Below are 16,229 nucleotides of genomic sequence, written 5' to 3'. Positions count from 1 at the left end.
CAGGACGCACGGAGCGTGACGACAGGGCGGCGGCCGCGGGCCGTGACCCCGTAGGACCAGGATCGGAGCCGAGGACGTGGTGGACGCAGCGAGGGAGCCCGCCGAAGCGCAGGGGCTTCAGCCCGCTGCGGCCGCGCAGGCGCAGGCCGCCGACGCGGCCCCGTCCGAGCCCGCGGCCGTCGGCGGGGCGGCGGGCTCCGGTGAGGCGGCGGGTTCGGGCGAGGTGGCGCCGGAGCGTGCTGCCGAGAAGCTGGACCGGCCGCTGCCCGAGGGCGTGCGCCGGCGTGTGGTCGGCCTGGCCTCGGACGCGCTCGGCGGGCTGCCGCCCGGCGAGCTGCCGCAGAGCCTGCGCCAGTACGTCAAGTTCACCCCGGCCCGGCGGGCCAAGTACGCGGCCACGGCGCTGGCCGCGGCGCTGGAGTCGGAGCCGGCGTTCCGGGTGCGGATAGCGGAGCGGCTGAGACTGGGCCAGCCGGACCTGGTGAAGGCGTTGGAGTCGGGCAGCGTCCCGGGCGCCGCCGATCCGATGGACGTCGCCGCCGCCGCTTACCTGGTGCGGGCGGCCGGCTGGAGCCGGCTGGTGGCCGAGGCCGGGGAGGAGGCCGAGCGGGCCGGAGCCGAGGGCGCGGCCGCCGAGGCCACCCGGCTGGTGGAGAAGTTGCAGGCGGAGCTCGCCGAGCTGCGGTCCGCCGCCCGGGCGGACCTGGAGCGGCAGCGCTCGGAGTCCGAGGACGTCCGCCGGGAGGCCGAGTCGCTGCGGAAGAAGGTGCGCTCGCTGGAGAGCGACACCCGCCGGGCGCAGGCCGAGACCAGGCGGCTGACCGCCGAGCTGGAGGCCGCGAGGGCGCAGGCGGCCGCCGAGCGTGGCGCCGCGGAGTCCGAGGCGCGGCGGCTGCGGCACCGGGTCGGCGAGCTGGAGACGGCGGCCGAGCAGGGCCGCCGGTCGGCCCGCGAGGGCCGCAGCGTCGAGGACATGCGGCTGCGGCTGCTGCTGGACACGGTGCTGCAGTCGGCTCAGGGGCTCCAGCGGGAGTTGGCGCTGCCGGTCTCCCAGATCCGGCCGGGGGACCTGGTGGAGGCGGTGGTGCCGGGTGCGGCCTCGCCGCACGACGTGGCCCGGCGCGGTCTGGCCGACGACGATCCGGCGCTGCTGGACCAGCTGCTGGCGATCCCGCAGGTGCACCTGGTGGTGGACGGCTACAACGTGACCAAGACGGGCTATCCGACGCTGCCGCTGGAGCAGCAGCGGATCCGGCTGCTGGGCGGGCTGGCGATGCTGGCCCAGCGCACGCAGGCGGAGGTCACCTGCGTGTTCGACGGGCAGGACCTGGACGTTCCGGTGATCATGGCGCCACCGCGCGGGGTGCGGGTGCGGTTCAGCAGGACCGGCGAGACCGCGGACGAGCTGATCCGCCGTCTGGTGCGGGCCGAACCGCAGGGGCGTCCGGTGGTGGTGGTGTCCACCGACCGGGAGGTCGCGGAGGGCGTGCGGAAGGCCGGCGCGCGCCCCGTGGCCTCCGTTCTGCTGCTGAACCGGCTGGCGCGGCCCTGACGGCTGCCGCGGCGGGATGATGCCTGGTCAGCGCCCGGTTTGCGGTGGTGTGCACATCGGGTGAAGCCTGCGGGGGAAGTGGAGTTCACGCCTTCGGGGGAGTGGCAAAACCCGTGGATCTTCCCTAGGGTGTGGCGTCAAACCTATTTTCCGGATTCTCACCTGATCGGGTGAGGCCGATGGAAGAAGGAGCAATTCCCTTGGCCTCCCACCGCCGTCCCAAGCAGCCGAGCCGCGCCCGGGTCTCCGTGCTCACCGCTGCCGCGGCGACCGCGGTCGCCCTCTCCGCGCAGGTCGCCGCGCACGCCGCGCCCCAGCCGAGCAAGAGCGACGTCAAGGCGCAGATCGACCAGCTCCAGCAGGACCAGGAGCAGGCGGCGGAGAAGTACAACGGCGCCAAGGAGCGGGCCGACCAGCTCCGCAAGCAGTCCGACCAGCTGCAGGACAAGGTGGCCCGCAGCCAGGACGAGATGACCCAGCTCCAGACCGGCCTGGCCGGCGTGGCGGGCGAGCAGTACCGCACCGGCGGCATCGACCCGTCCGTCCAGCTGATGCTCTCCTCCGACCCGTCCGGCTACCTGGAGAAGGCGTCCAGTGCCCAGCAGGCCAGCGCCAGCGAGTCCGAGGCGCTCAAGGGCCTGCTGGACCAGCAGCGCCGGCTGGACCAGGAGAAGTCCGAGGCCGCCGCCGTCCTGGCCTCGCTCGACTCCACCACCAAGGACCTGAACCAGGCCAAGACGGACGTCAACCAGAAGCTCAAGGCCGCGCAGGACCTGCTGAACTCGCTCAGCGCCTCCGACCGCGCCGCGCTGCGGGCCCAGCAGCAGCAGGACGACCGCGCCTCGCGCGGCAGCGACCGCGCCGACCTCGGCAGCCTCCCGCAGGCCGGCGGCTACGCGGGCGTGGCCGTCGCCAAGGCGATGAGCAAGCAGGGCTCGCCGTACGTGTGGGGCGCCACCGGCTCGACCACCTTCGACTGCTCGGGCCTGATGGTCTGGGCGTACGGCCAGGCCGGTGTCTCGCTGCCGCGCACCTCGCAGGAGCAGGGCAACGTCGGCACCAGGGTCTCGCTGGACCAGGCCCAGCCGGGCGACCTCGTCATCTACGGCCCCGACCGGCACCACGTCGGGATGTACATCGGCAACGGCATGGTGGTGCACGCGCCGCACACCGGTGACGTGGTGAAGGTGATGAAGGTCGACGCGATGCAGATCAACACGATCCGCCGGGTCTGACGTCCCGACACGCCCGAAGGGCCCGTCCGGGCCTGTGATCCACGCCACCCTCCGACCGGGGGTGGCGTTCGGGTTTTGTCCGCAGTGCGAGTCGCCGGTGAAGAGTGATCAGCTTTGCGTGCGGCGGTGATCACTATGTGTCATATTCACAAAAGAACTTTGGTCTTCTTCCGTCTTTTTTCTGACAAGGATTTGAACGGATCACGGTTCAGTTACTAGGGTCGTGCCCCGAACCACCGCACTCCCGATCGCCCAGCCAGGGTGACGGCGGTGGTTTCCGTCGAGTTCGTGACGCAGCGGGGCGGGCCCAGTGCCTGCCCGACGGGGAGCCCAGCAGTCGGGGGTGCTGTCGAACGGAGCCGGGGAACCACGTTCCTCCGGGGTGAATCGGCGCCAGGTCGGCCGGTGGAACGGTCGTGAGGCGTCGTAGGGCACGCTTCCGGCCCGAACCCGTCAGCTCACCCGGTAGACGGCGTAGGAAGAAGGAGTCCGCCTTCGTGGCGTCCCATCGTCGTCCCAAGCCCGCCAGTCGCACCCGGGTCTCGATCCTGACCGGCTTCGCCGCGGCGGCCGTCGCGCTGTCCGCGCAGTCCGGCGCCCACGCCGACCCGCAGCCGACCAAGGACCAGGTCAAGGAGCAGGTCGACCAGCTCAACGACCAGGCCGAGGTCGCGACCGAGAAGCTCAACGCCGCCCAGGAGAAGCAGCAGCAGCTGCAGAAGCAGGTCACCGACCTCCAGGACCAGGTGGCGCGGCAGCAGGGGCAGGTGACCGACCTCCAGGGCGGCCTGGCCGAGATCGCCGGCGAGCAGTACCGCAACGGCGGAATATCCCAGACCGTCCAGCTGATGTTCTCCGCCAGTCCGGACACCTTCCTGAGCCAGGCCGACACGCTGAACCAGGCCGGCGGCACCCAGAAGGGCCAGCTCAAGCAGCTCCAGGACGAGCAGCGCAAGCTCGACCAGGTGCGCTCCGAGGCCCAGGACAAGCTCGCCGAGATGGAGACCACCACCCAGCAGCTGAAGAGCGCCAAGGACGACGTCCAGGGCAAGCTCAAGGCCGCGCAGGACCTCTTCAACACCCTGTCCGAGCAGGAGCGCCAGGCGATCCGCGCGGCCGAGGAGAAGGCCGCCGCCGAGGCCAAGACGAAGGCCGACGCCGCCGCGAAGGCCGCCCAGCAGCAGGCGGCGGCCCAGCAGGCCGCCGACCGCTCCTCCCGCGACAACAGCCGCACCGACCTGAGCGCGTCGCAGGCCCCCGCCGCGCCGGTCACCAAGCCGAGCGCCGGCAGCTCGCGCGGCGCCGCGGCGCTGTCCATCGCCGCCTCCAAGATCGGCAGCCCGTACGTCTACGGCGCCTCCGGCCCCGGCTCCTTCGACTGCTCGGGCCTGATGGTCTGGGCGTTCAACCAGGTCGACGTCTCGCTGCCGCGCACCTCGCAGGAGCAGGCCCACGCCGGCACCCGGATCGGCAGCGACCTCTCCCAGGCCCAGCCCGGCGACCTGCTGATCTTCTACGGGGACGCCCACCACGTCGGCATCTACGCGGGCAACGGCCAGGTGCTGCACGCACCGAAGCCGGGCGCGTCGGTCCGCTACGAGGCCGTCAGCAACATGCCGCTGACCTCCGTCGTGCGGGTCTGATCCCCGCGCAGGCCCTCCCAGGCCCGGCCTTCCACACGGAAGGCCGGGCCTGCGGCTTTTCCGGTTCCTCGGACGAATGTCCGATTGCGGGTCAAATATTCGGGTTGGCAGGGGTTTGGACTCGGTTGCCCGGACTCGCTAACGTCTGCCACCGGACTCCGCTTCCAGGGCCGCCCGCGTTGGGGCGGCGGCGGGGCCCCACCGCCGGATCGGAGCAGCTGCCGCCATGCCCGTGCACCGTCGTTCCCAACTGCTCGCCCGTGCGCTGGTGCTGACCGCGGCCGCCACCACCGCCCTGGGCGTGACGACGGGCGGCAGCGCCCAGGCCGCCCCCGCCGCGCCGGACACGCCCACCCGCAAGGACGTCAAGGCGCAGGTGGAGCAGCTCTACGGCGAGGCCGAGCAGGCGTCCGAGAAGTACAACGCCGCCCAGGAGACGCAGCAGCGGCTCCAGGGCGAGACGGCCGTCCTCCAGGGCGAGATCGCCGTCGCCCAGGACCAGCTCAACCAGTTGCGCGGCGACCTCGCCACCGTGGCCGGCGCCGAGTACCGCGGCGGCGGCATGGCCCAGACCGCCCAGCTGATGCTCTCCACCGACCCGGAGGGCTACCTGTCCCGGGCCCGCACCCTCGGCCAGGCCGCCGAGCGGCAGCAGGAGACCCTGCACGAACTGGCCACCCGCGAGCGCCGGCTCGACCAGCGCCGCACCGAGACCGCCGGCAAGCTCGCCGAACTCGACCAGGCCCGCCGCTCGCTGGCCGACAGCAAGCAGCAGATCCAGCAGCGGCTCACCAAGGCCCAGCGGCTGCTCAACAGCCTGGGCGTCGCCGAGCGGGCCCGGATGGCCGCCCAGGACGCCCGGGAGGCCGAACAGCGGGCCACCCGGGGCACCGACCGGCTGGACCTCGGCACGGCCCCGCCCGCCTCCGAGCGCGGGGCGGCCGCGCTGGCCGCCGCGGTGCGGATGATCGGCTCGCCCTACCTCTACGGATCCACCGGGCCCCGAGCCTTCGACTGCTCCGGTCTGATGTACTACAGCTGGCGGCAGGCCGGAGTGACCCTGCCGCGCACCTCGCAGGCCCAGGCGTACGCCGGGCAGCGGGTCAGCCTCTCCGAAGCGCGGCCGGGAGACCTGGTGATCTTCTACCGGGACATGCACCACGTCGGGATGTACGCCGGCGGCGGGGTGATCGTGCACGCCCCCTACCCGGGCGCCAGGGTCCGCTACGAGAGCGTCAACGCGATGCCGGTCGCGGGGGTGGTCCGGCTCTGAGCCCGGCACCGTCCGACCCCGACGCCCCCCACCCGATAGACGGCGCCCGCCGGACGCTGTCCCGGCGCGGTGCGCTGCTGCTCGCGGCCGGCGGGCTGGCCCAGCTGTCGCTGCCGCCGGCGGCCCCGGCCCCCTCCGCGGCCGGGCGGGCGTCGGAGCGGCGGGCGTCGGAGCGGCGGGCCGAGGTGGCCGCGCTGCTGGACGCGCGGGCCCGGGCGCTGCCCTCCTGGTCCGGACCGGCGGCGATCGAGGCCGGCTACCGCAACCTGGTGCTCGGCGCGGACGCCGGACCGGAGCGGCTCACGGCCGCCGCCGACCTGGCGGTCCGGATCACCGGGTACGACGACTACCCGGTGGTGTACCCGCGCCGGATCGACCTGGTCCTGGCCGGCGGCGGCTGGCGGGTCGACCGGGAGGAGAGCGCGAGCGGGCCCCCGGCGCTCTGGGACCTCGGCACCGCCCGGTCCGCGGCGGGCGCGCACTGCCTGGTGCTCGGTCTGGCCGACGGGCCCGACCCGGCCGGTCTGGTCGCGGTGGCCGACCGGGCCGCGCCCGCCGTGAGCGAGGTCTGGGGCACCGGCTGGGCGGGCCGCCTGCTGCTCGAAGTGCCCGCCACCGCCGAGCAGTTCGCCCGGCTGCTGGAGGTCGACCCGGCGGGCTGGGCGGGCATGGCGGCGGTCACCTCGGCCGCCCCCGGCGCGCCCTGGCACACCCCCGCCGACCGGGTGCTGGTCAACCCCGACACGTTCGGGCGGCTCAGCGACTTCGGTCGGCAGGTGGTCGTCACCCACGAGGCCACCCACGTCGCGACCAGGGCCGACACCCGGGCCTGGACACCGCTCTGGCTCTCCGAGGGCGTCGCCGACTGGACCGCCTACCGGGACTCCGGCCGGCGCCCGCAGCAGATCGCCCCCGAGCTGGCCCGGGACGTCGCCGCCGGCCGGCTGCCCACCACGCTGCCCGCCGACCGGGACTTCACCGCGGGGGCCGACGGCATCGCCCAGGCGTACGAGCAGGCCTGGCTCGCCTGCGAGCTGATCGCCCGGCGCTACGGGCCCGAGCGGCTCGTTGCGCTCTACCGGGCGGTCGGCGCGGCCGACGGGCAGGGGGAGGACCGGGACCGCCGGCTCGACCGGCTGCTCCGGGCCGGACCGGGCGTCGGCCTGGCCGAGTTCACCCGGCTCTGGCTGGACGAGGTGGCCGCGCTGCGCGATTAGGGCGTGTCCGGCGTCGCGGGCCCGGCAAGATCGGCCGGACCGGGCCTGACGGCGCGCGCGGCGTTCAGCGCCGCTGCCTGGCCGGGGTACCGGGCCGCTGCCTGACCGGGGTGCCGGGCCGGTCGATGCCGTCCAGCAGGTCCTGCTCGTAGGCGATGCCGGGGCGCACCGGATAGGCGCCGGCGGGCACCGGCTCGGGCTTGGCCAGCACCACCGTCGCCGGGAGCTGTGCCGGGCCGCGGGTGGCGCGCCAGAGCCGGACGCAGGAGAGCACGGTGGCGGCCAGCAGCAGCAGGTTGCGCAGGCTGAGCACGGTGACGCCCCAGGGCTCGCTGGCGAGGATCCGGCTGAACATCAGCGGGAACTCGGCCAGCGTCAGCGGGCAGGCGAGCAGGATCAGCAGGGCCACCGGCCGCTGGCTGCTGCCGCGCACGGTCAGGCAGACCGCGGCGACGCCGATCAGCCAGACCAGGTACTGCGGGCTGATCACCCGGCTGGTGACGGTGAAGATCAGCAGCGCGCTCAGCGCCGCGTCGTACATGGTGGCCGCGTTGCGGCGCTTGGCGGTGAAGCGCCAGAGCAGCAGCCAGGCGAAGCCCAGCACGGTGCCGGCCATCATCACCTTGCTGATCACGGGGACCCACGGCCCGAGCATCTCCGGGGAGCCGTAGTTCATGGTGACCTTGCCGTCCCAGGCGTCCGCGAGCCGGGCGAAGTGCAGCGGCAGCGCGCCGAGCGACTCCACCTCGATGCCGCGCTCCTTCTGGAAGGCGAGGAAGCCGAAAGCGCCGTTCATCCCGGCCGCGAGCAGGAAGCCCACCGAGACGGCGGTGGCCGCGGCCAGCGTCCAGGCGCGGCGGGTGCGGCGGCCGGAGGGGGTGCCGATCAGGGCGAGCAGCGGCCAGATCTTGATGATCCCGCCCAGGCCGAGCAGCATCCCGCCGATCGCCGGGCGGCGGATCAGCGCCAGCAGACCGGCCAGGGCGATCGCGGTGACGATGATGTCCAGCCGGTTGTAGACCATCGGGCCGAGCAGCGGCACGGCCACCACCCACATCCAGGCGCCGGTCAGTGCCCGGCCCCGGCGCAGTCCGGTGCGGACCAGCAGGGCGGTGGCGGCGACGTCGGCGATCCCGCAGATCACCCAGAAGGAGACCAGGTAGGACCAGGGCAGCAGGCCCGGCAGCAGGATCACCAGGGCCGCGCCGGGCGGGTACTGCCAGGTCACGTCGTCGAACGGGAAGGTGCCGGTCTGCAGGACGCCGTACCAGGCGTGGTAGATCATCCAGACGTCGGCGGTGATGTCCCCGCCGAGCCCCTTGACCACGCCGGTCATCAGCAGCACCAGCACCGTCCGGGTGGCCAGCCAGGTGGCACCGAGTGCGGCGAGCGCCCCGAACGGGCGGCCGGGGGCACGGGCCGGCTCCTGCCGGGCGGCCGGCGTCGGGCCGGGGCCGGCGGCGCCGCTGGGTGTACCGGACTCGGTGGCCGGGGCCAACTCCACTGCGCTCCCTCGTTCGTCTCGGACGTCCCACCGGAGGCGCCGCGCGACGGACGCCCGGGCGGTCGGAGGGGCGGGCGCGGCACGCTTGGCCGGGCCGCCACCGGCCGCCTAGGTACTAGGACTGACCCGGGGGTGAAACGGTTGCCGTGCGCGGATCCGTTCCCGGCGGGTCATGGTGTTGACCTATCGTACGGATCACCCAGCGGTACACCGAGCACCCCCCGACAAGCGAGCCGTGGCCTGAATGCACCGAACCTTGATCGTCACCAACGACTTCCCGCCCCGCCCCGGCGGCATCCAGGCCTTCGTGCACAACATGGCTGTACGTCAGCCCGCCGGGAGCATCGTGGTGTACGCCTCCACCTGGCGGGACGGCGGCGAGGTGGCCCGCTTCGACGCCGAGCAGCCGTTCCCGGTGATCCGGGACCGGACGAAGGTGATGGTTCCCACACCGCGGGTCACCCGGCGGGCCGCCGAGATCCTGCGGGCGGAGAAGTGCGACTCGGTCTGGTTCGGCGCCGCCGCCCCGCTCGGGCTGATGGCGCCCGCGCTGCGCCGGGCCGGTGCGGTGCGGCTGCTCGGCATGACCCACGGGCACGAGGCGGCCTGGGCCCAGCTGCCGGCCGCCCGGCAGCTGCTGCGGCGGATCGGCGCGGGTACCGACGTGCTGACCTACCTGGGGGAGTACACCCGGTCCCGGATCGCGGGCGCGGTCGGGCCGCAGGCCGCGGCCCGGATGGTGCAGCTGCCGCCGGGCGTGGACGAGACGACCTTCCACCCGGGCTCGGGGGGCGCCGAGGTGCGTCGCCGGCTCGGGCTGGCGGACCGGCCGGTGGTGGTCTGCGTCTCCCGGCTGGTGCCGCGCAAGGGCCAGGACACGCTGATCGAGGCGATGCCGCAGATCCTCGCCGACGTGCCGGACGCCGTGCTGCTGATCGTCGGCGGCGGCCCGTACCGGGCGGACCTGGAGAAGCTGGCCGACGCCACGGGGGTCCGGGCCTCGGTGCGCTTCACCGGCGCGGTGCCGTGGGAGGAGCTGCCCGCCCACTACGGGGCCGGGGACGTCTTCGCGATGCCCTGCCGGACCAGGCGCGGGGGGCTGGACGTCGAGGGCCTGGGCATCGTCTACCTGGAGGCCTCGGCGACCGGTCTGCCGGTGGTCGCGGGCGACTCCGGCGGCGCGCCGGACGCGGTCCTGGAGGGTGAGACCGGGTACGTGGTGCCGGGCGGCTCGGCCGCCGCGGCCGCCGAGCGGATCGTCCGGCTGCTGGGCGACGAGGAGCTGCGGCGGCGGATGGGCGAGGCCGGGCGGCGCTGGGTGGAACGCTCCTGGCGCTGGGACCTGCTGGCCGGGCGGCTGACCTCGCTGCTGGCGTCCTAGGCTGGGCTCGGGCACGTGAGCGGGCCCCGTCTCCTTCGGCGGAGGCGGGGCCCGTACCCGGCTACTTCTGGTAGATCGCCTCGATGTCGGCGGCGAAGTCCTTCAGCACGAGGTTGCGCTTGAGCTTGAGGGAGGGCGTCAGGTGGCCGCTCTCCTCGGAGAACTCGGTGTCCAGCAGGCGGAACTTCTTGACCGCCTCGGCGTGCGAGACGGCCGCGTTGCCGTCGTCCACCGCGGCCTGGAGGGCGGCCAGCAGGTCCGGGTCCTGGCTCAGCTCGGCCACCGTGGCGGTGGCGGGCTTGCCGTTGAGCTCCTTCCACTTGGGGAAGAAGTCCGGGTCGACGGTGACCAGGCAGGCCACGAAGGGCTTGCGGTCGCCGACCACCATGACCTCGCCGACCAGCGCGTGCGCCCGGATGCGGTCCTCGATCACGGCCGGGGCGACGTTCTTGCCGCCCGCGGTGACGATGATCTCCTTCTTGCGGCCGGTGATGGTCAGGTAGCCCTCGGAGTCGAGCGAGCCGAGGTCGCCGGTGGCGATCCAGCCGTCCTTGAGGGTGTCGGCGGTGGCCTGCGGGTTGTTCCAGTAGCCGGTGAAGACGTGCGGGCCCTTGAAGAAGACCTCGCCGTCCTCGGCGATCCGCACCGAGGCGCCGGGGACCGGCTGGCCGACCGTGCCGATCTTCGGCTTGTCCCACGGGTTGAAGGCGGTGGCCGCGCAGGTCTCGGTCAGGCCGTAGCCCTCCAGGACGGTGAAGCCGATGCCCCGGTAGAAGTGGCCCAGCCGCTCGCCGAGCGGGGCGCCGCCGGAGATGGCGTGGGTGGCCCGGCCGCCGAGGGCGGCGCGCAGCTTGCTGTAGACCAGCTTGTCGAAGACCGCGTGCCTGATCCGCAGGACCAGGCCCGCGCCGCCGGCGTCCAGCGCCCGGCTGTAGGCGATCGCGGTGTCGGCGGCCTTGTCGAAGATCTTGCCCTTGCCGTCGGCCTGGGCCTTGGCGCGGGCGGTGTTGTAGACCTTCTCGAAGACTCTCGGCACGCCCAGGATCAGGCTCGGCTTGAAGGCGGCCAGCTCGGCGGTGACGTCCCTGACGTCGGAGACGTGGCCCAGCTTGATCGGTGCCATCGCGGTGGCGATCTCGGCGATCCGGCCGAGCACGTGGGCCAGCGGCAGGAACAGCAGGACGGAGCTGTCGCCGGTGCGGAACAGCGGGGCCAGGCGCTCCACCACGTTGCCGCACTCGGCGAGGAAGTTGGCGTGCGTCAGCTGACAGCCCTTCGGGCGGCCGGTGGTGCCCGAGGTGTACACGATGGTGGCGATCGAGTCGGCGGTCGCGGTCGAGCGGCGCTCCTGCACCGTCCCGTCCGGGACGTCCTTCCCGGCCTCGGCCAGCGCGGCGATCGCGCCGCGCTCGATCTGCCAGGTGTGCTTCAGCCCGGTGAGCCGGCCGCGGACCTCGTCGACCACCTTGACGTGCTGGTCGGTCTCGGTGACGACGGCGACCGCGCCGGAGTCGCCGAGGATCCACTCGACCTGCTCGGCGGAGGAGGTCTCGTACACCGGGACGGTGACCGCGCCGGCCGTCCAGATCGCGAAGTCCAGCAGCGTCCACTCGTACCGGGTGCGGGACATGACGCCCACCCGGTCGCCCGGCTCGATGCCCGCGGCGATCAGGCCCTTGGCGGCGGCGTGCACCTCGGCCAGGAACTGCACCGCGGTCAACTCCTGCCAGCCGCCGTCCACCTTCCGGCTGAGCACCGCGACGTCCGGGTGCTCCGCCGCGTTCCGGTGCACAGGGTCGGAGAGATTACCGCCGCTGGGTACCTGATAGAGAGCCGGAAGGCTGAAGTCGAGCAAGACTGCTCCTCGTTCGCGACGCTGCGGGACGGCAGGACGTTACTGCCCGGTAGGCAGCTTCGACCAGGGGGGTCGGCTCCGGTGTTCGAAGTGTCACACCCGGCCGGGTCCGACCAGGCCGTGACCGGGTCGTTCGAATGGCACCCTACGACAGCCCCGAGGTGACCGGCCGGTAGCATGCCCCGCCGACCGGCGCCGGGCCCCCGCCGAGCCGCGGCCCGCGCGGCCGAGCCGATCGCCGGTCGCGGTAGCCTGCTCCGGGCGGACAAGGCCGAGCACGCTCGACCGGACCGGCAGGCAGAGGGACGACGCGGAGGGCCATTCCATGGCGGAGCACACCAGGTCGAGCATCACCATCGACGCGACCCCGGCCACGGTCATGGCCGTGATCGCCGACTTCGCCGCCTACCCGGCCTGGACCGGCGAGGTCAAGGAGGTCGAGGTCCTGGAAGCCGGCGAGGACGGCCGCGCCGCCCAGGTCCGCCTGCTGCTCGACGCCGGCGCCATCCGCGACGAGCACGTCCTCGCCTACACCTGGGACGGCGACCGCGAGGTCGGCTGGACCCTCGTGCGCAGCCAGATGCTCCGCTCGCTGGACGGCTCCTACTCCCTCGCCCCGCTCTCCGGCAGCCGCACCGAGGTGACGTACCAGCTCGCCGTGGACGTCAAGATCCCGATGCTCGGCATGATCAAGCGCAAGGCCGAGAAGGTCATCATCGACCGTGCCCTGGCCGGTCTGAAGAAGCGCGTCGAGGACGCCGACGGCAAGAAGCCCGTCCAGGGCTGACGCGGCGGAACGGGGGGCCGACGGCATGACGGCGACACGCACCATCCTGGTCAGCGGCGACGCGGGCGCGCCCGCGGTGGCCGCCGCCACCGCCCTGCACGCGGCCCGGCGCGGCCACCGCACCTGGCTGCTGGCCGCCGACGACCCGCACCGCGCCCTGGACGGCGTCCTCGGCATCCGCCTGGAGCCCGAACCGGCCCGCTACGCACCCGGCCTGACCGTCTCCCGGATCGACGAGCAGGCCGCCTTCCGGTACGCCGCCGGCGAGCTCACCAGCCGGCTCAAGCCCGCTCTCGACCTGCTCGGCGCCGAGCAGCTCGACCCGGAGGAGCTGACCGCCCTCCCCGGCATCGCCCGGATCGCCCTGCTGCGCGCCCTGCCCGCCGCCGACCAGGACGTCCTGGTCGTGCTCGCCCCGCCGCCGGCCGAGCTGATCGCCACCCTCGCCCTGCCCGAGCAGCTGGAGCGCTACCTGGACCGGCTCGTCCCCGAGCAGCGGCAGGCCGCCCGGGCGCTGCGCCCGCTGCTGGCCGGCCTGGCCGGCGTGCCGATGCCCGCCGAGTGGCTGTACGAGGGCCGGACCAAGGCCGCCGCAGTGCTCGCCGAGTCCCGCGCCGCGATCGCCGCGCCCGGCACCAGCGTGCGCCTGGTCGTGCCCGCCGACGGCCACCCGTACCAGGAACTGGGCCGGATCCGGGCCGGGTTGGCCCTGCACGGCCACCGGCCGGACGCCGTCGTGGTGCACGGCGTGCTGCCCGAGGGCGCGGCCGACTCGCCGGACCCGTGGCTGGCCGCGCTGGCCCGCCGCCGCCGGGAGGAACTGGCCGAGCTCGCCGCCGAGACCGACGCCCCGGTGCTGGCCACCGGACTGGCCGAGGCCACCCTGGAGGCCGTCGCCGACCGCCTGTACGGGGACGGGCCCGGCCCGGAGCGGCTGGCCCCCGAGCCCTGGCCGGTCGAGGACCGCCTCGCCGAGGAGGGCCTGCTGGTCTGGCACCTCGCGTTGCCCGGCGCCGACCGGGCCGAGCTGGACCTCGTCCGGCGCGGCGACGAACTGGTGGTCGGCCTCGGTGCCCACCGCCGGGTGCTCACCCTGCCGTCCGCGCTGCGCCGCTGCACGGTGGCCGGCGCGAGCCTGCACGACGGGGCGCTCTCGGTGCGGTTCGCGCCCGACCCGGCGCTCTGGCCCCGGGGCTGAAGTGCTTTCGGGGCCCCTACGGGCTGTCCGGTAGCGTCGGGCCCGAGGGCCGCGGGGTGCGGCCCCGGCTGAGGAGGCGCCCGCGATGACCAGCACCGACGACCGGACCGAGCCCACCGCCGAGCCGGGCGGTCCGCAGGCCCACCCGTTCGGGCCGGAGCTGGGCCCGCTGGTGGACGAGGTGCGCAAGCTCGCCTCCGCCGTCGGCCAGAAGGCGCAGGAGGCCAGCGCCGACACCTTGATCACCCTCTCCGGGCTGGCCGACCGGCTGCGCACCCAGCAGCCCGAGGTCTACTCCCACCTCGCCGCCGCCGGCTCCGGACTGGCCGCCGCGGGCACCGAGCTGCTGGCCGCCTACCGGGCCGCGGTGGCCGGCCACGAGCACCGCTGGACGGCCGGCGAGGGCGCCGCCACCGAGCGGATCGACCTCGACACGCCTGACGAGGCGTCCGCCAAGCAGTGAATCCGTAACCTTCGAACCGTGATCGCGTTGCTCTGGTGCGTGACGAAGCGGGCGATTAGATACGACTTTTGAAGAGTCGCGGCCGGGTTGGTCCATGATTGTCTTCGGTTAATGTATGCGAGGCTGTGTACGGGGGGCAGGGTTGGGCGGTACCGTTCCGCCCAGCGGGAACGAGTGAATAGCTGAGGGACACATGGCTCTGACCATCGGCGTCGATGTCGGCGGGACCAAGATCGCGGCAGGCGTGGTCGACGAGGCGGGCGCGATCCTGGCCCGGACCAGGGTGCCCACCCCGGCCGACCCGCAGTGGGCGGTCGATGCCATCGCGCAGGCCGTGCGCGAGCTCAAGGAGCAGCACCCCGACGTCACCGCCGTCGGCGTCGGCGCCCCCGGCTTCGTGGACAGCAACCGTTCCACGGTGATCTTCGCGCCCAACATCGACTGGGAGAACGAGCCGCTGCGCGGCCGCATCGAGGAGCTCGCCGGCCTGGACACCGTCGTCGAGAACGACGCCAACTGCGCCGCCTGGGCCGAGTTCCGCTTCGGCGCCGCAGCCGACCACCAGGACATGGTGCTGATCACCGTCGGCACCGGCATCGGCGGCGGCATCGTCCTCGACGGCCGGCTGCACCGCGGCCGGTTCGGCGTGGCCGGCGAGATCGGCCACCTCAACATGGTCCCCGACGGCCTGACCTGCGGCTGCGGCGGCAAGGGCTGCTGGGAGCAGTACGGCTCCGGGCGGGCGCTGCGCCGCTACGGCCGGGAGAAGGCCGCCGCCGACCAGGTGCGCGGCCGGCGGATGCTGGAGCTCAACGACGGCGTCGCCGAGACCATCCGCGGCATCCACATCACCGAGGCGGCCGAGGAGGGCGACCCGCTCGCCCTGGAGTGCTACGCCGAACTGGCCGACTGGCTCGGCCGCGGCATGGCCGACCTCGCCGCGCTCTTCGACCCGGGCGTCTTCGTCCTCGGCGGCGGCGTCTCCGACTCCGGCCGCCTGCTGCTCGACCCGGTCGCCAAGGCCTTCGAGCACTACCTCACCGGCGGCATCCACCGCCCGCGCGCCGAGGTCGTGCTGGCCTCGATGGGCTCCGCCGCCGGCATCGTCGGCGCCGCCGACCTGGCCCGCACCGCGTAACCACCCCCCGAACCCGCCGGCGGCGGTGCGACCGGACCCCGACCAACCCCGGACGCGCCGCCGCCGACGCACGCCCCCGGCCCTGCCGTACGGTCGTCCCACGCACCACGTACGTACGGGGAGGACCAGGACCATGACCACGGCACCCGCCGAACCGCCGCCGCCCGGCCCGCGCCGGCTGCGCCTGCTCAGCTACAACATCCGCTCGCTGCGGGACGACCGGCGGGCGCTGGCCCGGGTGATCCGGGCCTGCGCGCCCGACCTGGTCTGCATCCAGGAGTCACCGCGCTACTGGCGGCCCGAGGGGCAGGCCGCCTGGCTGGCCCGGAGCACCGGGACGGTCGTCCTGGCCGGCGGCGGCCGGACCGCCGCCGGGCCGCTGCTGCTCGGCCGGCCCGGCGCGGCGCACCTGCTGGGCGTGCACGACCGGCTGCTGCCCAAGACCCGCGGCCTGCACGCCCGGGGCTTCGCCAGCGCGCTGCTGCGACTGCCCGCAACGGCGCCGTTCACCCTCACCAGCTGCCACCTCAGCCTGGACGCCGACGAGCGGTACGGACAGTTCGAGCTGCTGCTCGACCAGCTCGGGATCGCCGAACACGGCATCGTGGCAGGGGACTTCAACGAGCACCCGGACGGCAGGGGCTGGCAGCTGCTGGCCGGGCGGCTCCAGGACGGGTACCCGACCGCGCCCTGGGGCGGCGAGTTCACGTCCGTCCCCGAGCGCCCCTACCAGCGGATCGACGCGGTGTTCGCCACGCCCGGGATCACCGTCCTCGGCTGCGGGGTGCCGCACGGGCTGCCCGGCGTCACCGAGGCCGACCTGCGCGCCGCGACCGACCACCTGCCGGTGCTCGCGGTGCTGGAGCTGCCGGAGGCTCCGGACGGGGTCTAGAAGGCTCCTGAAGATCTTGTTGGTGGAGGGGCTGTCCCGGTTGGGGACAGCCCCTCCTGCGTTATGTGGTGGTGGGGGTGATGGCCCAGGT

Annotated in this window: 13 protein-coding genes and 1 riboswitch; of the genes, 11 read left to right on the top strand and 2 right to left on the bottom strand. The window is 74.1% G+C overall.

The features are described 5' to 3' along the window. Positions 1-223 precede the first annotated feature (223 nt). From ACIQVZ_RS00065 to ACIQVZ_RS00045, 5 genes are all read left to right on the top strand, one after another. Entirely contained in the window at positions 224-1,552 is a 1,329-nt protein-coding gene (locus ACIQVZ_RS00065) for an NYN domain-containing protein (protein ID WP_402446373.1), read from the top strand. Positions 1,553-1,752: 200 nt separating this feature from the next. Further along, positions 1,753-2,787 carry an NlpC/P60 family protein gene (locus ACIQVZ_RS00060; protein WP_387811613.1) on the top strand — a complete coding sequence of 345 codons (1,035 nt, stop codon included), beginning with the start codon at positions 1,753-1,755 and terminating at the stop codon, positions 2,785-2,787. 337 nt (positions 2,788-3,124) lie between these two features. Beyond that, positions 3,125-3,274: riboswitch (cyclic di-AMP (ydaO/yuaA leader) on the top strand. Positions 3,275-3,284: 10 nt separating this feature from the next. Continuing rightward, positions 3,285-4,430: an NlpC/P60 family protein gene (locus ACIQVZ_RS00055; RefSeq protein ID WP_350886366.1), complete on the top strand. Its 1,146-nt coding sequence runs from the start codon at positions 3,285-3,287 to the stop codon at positions 4,428-4,430. Between the two features lie 226 nt (positions 4,431-4,656). Then, a complete protein-coding gene (locus ACIQVZ_RS00050; RefSeq protein ID WP_402445772.1) occupies positions 4,657-5,703 on the top strand; it encodes an NlpC/P60 family protein in 1,047 nt (348 codons plus the stop codon). A gap of 185 nt (positions 5,704-5,888) precedes the next feature. After that, positions 5,889-6,920, top strand: coding sequence for a hypothetical protein (locus ACIQVZ_RS00045; protein ID WP_402445769.1), 1,032 nt, complete (start codon positions 5,889-5,891; stop codon positions 6,918-6,920). Positions 6,921-6,984: 64 nt separating this feature from the next. On the opposite strand, the gene ACIQVZ_RS00040 is transcribed toward ACIQVZ_RS00045, so the two are convergent. Further along, positions 6,985-8,424 carry a glycosyltransferase 87 family protein gene (locus tag ACIQVZ_RS00040; protein ID WP_402445766.1) on the bottom strand — a complete coding sequence of 480 codons (1,440 nt, stop codon included), beginning with the start codon at positions 8,422-8,424 and terminating at the stop codon, positions 6,985-6,987. Between the two features lie 244 nt (positions 8,425-8,668). On the opposite strand from ACIQVZ_RS00040, the gene ACIQVZ_RS00035 reads away from it, so the two are divergent. Next, positions 8,669-9,805, top strand: a complete 1,137-nt coding sequence (locus tag ACIQVZ_RS00035) for a glycosyltransferase family 4 protein (RefSeq protein ID WP_402445763.1) — start codon at positions 8,669-8,671, stop codon at positions 9,803-9,805. 61 nt (positions 9,806-9,866) lie between these two features. On the opposite strand, the gene ACIQVZ_RS00030 is transcribed toward ACIQVZ_RS00035, so the two are convergent. Next, positions 9,867-11,660 (bottom strand): AMP-dependent synthetase/ligase, encoded by a 1,794-nt coding sequence (locus ACIQVZ_RS00030; protein ID WP_402445761.1) that lies wholly within the window; start codon positions 11,658-11,660, stop codon positions 9,867-9,869. Positions 11,661-11,985: 325 nt separating this feature from the next. On the opposite strand from ACIQVZ_RS00030, the gene ACIQVZ_RS00025 reads away from it, so the two are divergent. The 5 genes from ACIQVZ_RS00025 to ACIQVZ_RS00005 all read left to right on the top strand — a co-directional run bounded on the left by ACIQVZ_RS00025 (position 11,986) and on the right by ACIQVZ_RS00005 (position 16,138). Next, positions 11,986-12,447: an SRPBCC family protein gene (locus ACIQVZ_RS00025; RefSeq protein ID WP_350884431.1), complete on the top strand. Its 462-nt coding sequence runs from the start codon at positions 11,986-11,988 to the stop codon at positions 12,445-12,447. Between the two features lie 25 nt (positions 12,448-12,472). Beyond that, positions 12,473-13,645 (top strand): ArsA-related P-loop ATPase, encoded by a 1,173-nt coding sequence (locus ACIQVZ_RS00020; RefSeq protein WP_350884429.1) that lies wholly within the window; start codon positions 12,473-12,475, stop codon positions 13,643-13,645. 85 nt (positions 13,646-13,730) lie between these two features. Next, positions 13,731-14,108 (top strand): DUF5304 family protein, encoded by a 378-nt coding sequence (locus tag ACIQVZ_RS00015; protein WP_350884427.1) that lies wholly within the window; start codon positions 13,731-13,733, stop codon positions 14,106-14,108. 193 nt (positions 14,109-14,301) lie between these two features. After that, complete coding sequence (locus ACIQVZ_RS00010) at positions 14,302-15,246, top strand: ROK family glucokinase (RefSeq protein ID WP_063347268.1); 945 nt, start codon at positions 14,302-14,304, stop codon at positions 15,244-15,246. A 133-nt stretch (positions 15,247-15,379) separates the two neighbouring features. Further along, on the top strand, positions 15,380-16,138 hold the full coding sequence (locus tag ACIQVZ_RS00005; protein WP_350884424.1) for an endonuclease/exonuclease/phosphatase family protein: 759 nt from the start codon (positions 15,380-15,382) through the stop codon (positions 16,136-16,138). Positions 16,139-16,229: the final 91 nt, after the last annotated feature.

This window comes from Kitasatospora sp. NPDC098663 (assembly GCF_044760075.1).
In the GTDB taxonomy this organism is placed as follows: Bacteria; Actinomycetota; Actinomycetes; order Streptomycetales; family Streptomycetaceae; genus Kitasatospora.
The sequence above is the reverse complement of the archived record's forward strand: the minus strand, read 5'-3'. Positions and strand labels throughout refer to the sequence as shown.

Bases quoted from the DNA above. Each gene is read 5' to 3' on its own strand.
- ACIQVZ_RS00025 (WP_350884431.1), top strand. From the start codon at position 11,986: ATGGCGGAGCACACCAGGTCGAGCATCACCATCGACGCGACCCCGGCC.
- ACIQVZ_RS00035 (WP_402445763.1), top strand. From the start codon at position 8,669: ATGCACCGAACCTTGATCGTCACCAACGACTTCCCGCCCCGCCCCGGC.
- ACIQVZ_RS00015 (WP_350884427.1), top strand. From the start codon at position 13,731: ATGACCAGCACCGACGACCGGACCGAGCCCACCGCCGAGCCGGGCGGT.
- ACIQVZ_RS00050 (WP_402445772.1), top strand. From the start codon at position 4,657: ATGCCCGTGCACCGTCGTTCCCAACTGCTCGCCCGTGCGCTGGTGCTG.
- ACIQVZ_RS00005 (WP_350884424.1), top strand. From the start codon at position 15,380: ATGACCACGGCACCCGCCGAACCGCCGCCGCCCGGCCCGCGCCGGCTG.
- ACIQVZ_RS00010 (WP_063347268.1), top strand. From the start codon at position 14,302: ATGGCTCTGACCATCGGCGTCGATGTCGGCGGGACCAAGATCGCGGCA.
- ACIQVZ_RS00020 (WP_350884429.1), top strand. From the start codon at position 12,473: ATGACGGCGACACGCACCATCCTGGTCAGCGGCGACGCGGGCGCGCCC.